Source organism: Flavobacterium sp. BFFFF1 (assembly GCF_002256285.1).
In the GTDB taxonomy this organism is placed as follows: domain Bacteria; phylum Bacteroidota; class Bacteroidia; order Flavobacteriales; family Flavobacteriaceae; genus Flavobacterium.
In genome coordinates, this window is the sequence record NZ_NKJE01000048.1 from 4299 (window position 1) to 7072 (window position 2774).

At 52.3% G+C, this 2774-nt stretch carries 2 protein-coding genes; both read left to right on the forward strand.

What is annotated here, in order from left to right:
- The first annotated feature begins 386 nt into the window (after positions 1–386).
- A complete protein-coding gene (locus CFE23_RS16070; protein ID WP_291090295.1) occupies positions 387–1139 on the forward strand; it encodes a hypothetical protein in 753 nt (250 codons plus the stop codon).
- Between the two features lie 269 nt (positions 1140–1408).
- Positions 1409–2774: L-glutamate gamma-semialdehyde dehydrogenase (gene pruA / locus CFE23_RS16075; protein WP_291090298.1), on the forward strand; the 1366-nt coding region annotated here is incomplete at its 3' end.

Consider the following 2774-nt stretch of genomic DNA (forward strand, 5'->3'; position numbering starts at 1 on the left):
CTCACAACCAGGCCCGATACTCTAATTTAAAGATATAAAAAACTACAATCGTTACATTGTAGTTTTTGATACACATGATGGGCACGAGCGTGACGCTCGCGCCAGCGGGGGGCATAGCCTCCTCAGAACAAGTTCAACTTCCTGCCCAACCACCATGCGCTTGGGCAGCCGCTTTGTCTTAACGGTATTCAAATCAATTTAGGCAACAACATCTTCGCACGAAATTCCAGTTTTATTTTGTAAAACTCCATAGAAAGTCCATAGTAAGTCCATAGCACCTCCATAAAAAACACATTAATTATGGACTTACTATCTATAATCATCACTTAATCTATTGTAAGTTAGTAATCTAAATCTTATCTTTATCACCATCAAACCACTTCAACATGGCAAGAATCAATGCAAAAGGGCTTTTATCGGGCAGTGTGGGCCCGGTAGCGTTTCGGGTCGTTAACGGAAAAGCGATAGCCGCGAGCAAGCCCGGCAAGGGAAACGTCAAGCAGACCACCGCGACGAAACAATCGGCTTCAGAATTTGGAATGGCGCTCGCCGCGGCGAAGAAAATCCGTCTTGGGTTGTCTGACGTGTTCGGGCCTTACGCCGATGCCGGCATGCACCGCCGCTTTGGCACAAAAGTGTATGAGGTGCTGCGTTCCTGCCACAGCAAACCTGCCGGAACGAGGACCATTGCAGATGGCGACCTCAACCTGCTGCAGGGATTTGACTTCAACAGCAACAGCCCGTTCGGGCAGCATTGCCTGCTGCAGCCGGACATCACGATGACGGAAGCCGGTGCCATCCACATCGCCCTGCCGCCCACAATCGGGTTGGAGGCGTTTCCGCAGAAAGGAAAAGCGGCGGGCGGCGACCTCTGCGTCGAAGTTGTGGCGTTTGACCCGGTGCACTGGACCATCGCCACACGCAGCGCCTTCGTATCGGCAATCGCATTTGACGGAACCGACACCGCGGCCAGCCCGCACACGACGCCCCCGCTCGAAAAAGGGTTGCTCGTCTTCGTCACGGCAACGCTCGTATACAAGCGGCACCATGCCGCGCTGGGCACGCTGACGTTAAACCACAAATCACTGCATCCCGCAGCGGTTTTGGCGGTGTTTTTGACCGCTGCCGCACCCGCGTAAATCACAAAATGGCTCGCAACGCCAGTTTGGTGCGCGCGCCAGGGATGGAAGCGGCATCCTTTTTATTTCCGGCGAAGCGCAGTGGAGCCGGACCATAAAAAGATACAGCGGACAGCCCGGTCCGGAGGAGGCGCCACCATCAGTAAATAACCGGCAGCAGCAGTGGGCCGTTTACCATACCCTGTTTGAGCGGCCAAAAACTAAAAAATCATTATCGATTTCCTATCTTTGCAACGCAATTTCAGCTAATACTTAAAAAATATATATTTATGTTAAAAGGTTTTTTTCATGTGCCCAAGGCGGTCAATGAACCGGTAAAGGCCTACCGCCCGGGAAGCCCGGAAAAGGAAGCAGTCCTGGCTGCATACAACACGATGTGGAACGCACAGGTTGACGTACCGCTATACATCGGCAGCGAAGAGATCCGGACCGGAAACACCAAAAACATGACGGCACCGCACGACCACCAGCATGTGGTGGGCACGTACCACCTTGCCGAAAAGAAACATGTGGACCAGGCCATTGAGAACGCACTCGAAGCCAAACAAAAATGGGCCGCACTGCCATGGGAGCAGCGCGCCGCCATTTTCCTGAAGGCTGCGGAACTGATTGCAGGTCCGTACCGCGCCAAAATCAATGCGGCAACCATGATTGCCCAATCCAAAACGATATTCCAGGCTGAAATCGACGCGGCCTGCGAGCTGATCGATTTCCTGCGCTTCAATGTCGAGTTCATGACGCAGATCTACAACGACCAGCCGAAATCAAATTCAGACATGTGGAACCGCCTCGAGTACCGTCCGTTGGAAGGATTCGTGTATGCGATTACGCCGTTCAATTTTACCGCCATTGCTGCCAATCTTCCTGCGAGCGCTGCCATGATGGGCAACGTGGTCGTCTGGAAGCCCAGCGACAGCCAGGTGTTTTCAGCCAAGGTGATCATCGATGTGTTTAAGGAAGCCGGCGTACCGGATGGTGTCATCAACGTCGTGTTTGGCGATGCGGCGATGATCAGCAACACGATTTTTGACCATGCAGATTTTGCCGGAATCCACTTTACCGGCTCGACGCATGTATTTAAAGACATCTGGAAAAACATCGGGAACAATATTGACAAGTACAAAACCTATCCAAGGATTGTCGGCGAGACCGGCGGTAAGGACTTTATTGTGGCACACCCGAGTGCTCACGTGAAACAGGTCGTCACCGGTATTGTGCGCGGGGCGTTCGAATTCCAGGGACAAAAATGTTCTGCGGCGTCCAGGGCGTATATTCCTGCAAGCCTTTGGCCGGCGGTAAAGGAACAACTGGTGGCGGATGTCCAATCGATGAAGATGGGATCGCCTGCCGATTTCTCCAACTTCATTACCGCAGTGATTCATGAAGGGTCTTTTGACAAACTGGCTTCGTACATCGACCAGGCGAAGAAAGATGCCCATGCGGAAATCCTTGTCGGAGGGAACTACGACAAATCCGTCGGTTACTTCATCGAGCCTACGGTGATTGTCACCACCGATCCACACTATACGACGATGGAAACGGAGTTGTTTGGGCCGGTGATTACGATCTACATTTATGAAGACAGCCAGTGGTCAGCGACATTAAAACTGGTGGCCGCTACTACTCCGTATGCAT

Excerpts from the sequence above, each read along its gene's own strand:
- CFE23_RS16070 (WP_291090295.1), top strand. The coding sequence starts at position 387 with ATGGCAAGAATCAATGCAAAAGGGCTTTTATCGGGCAGTGTGGGCCCG.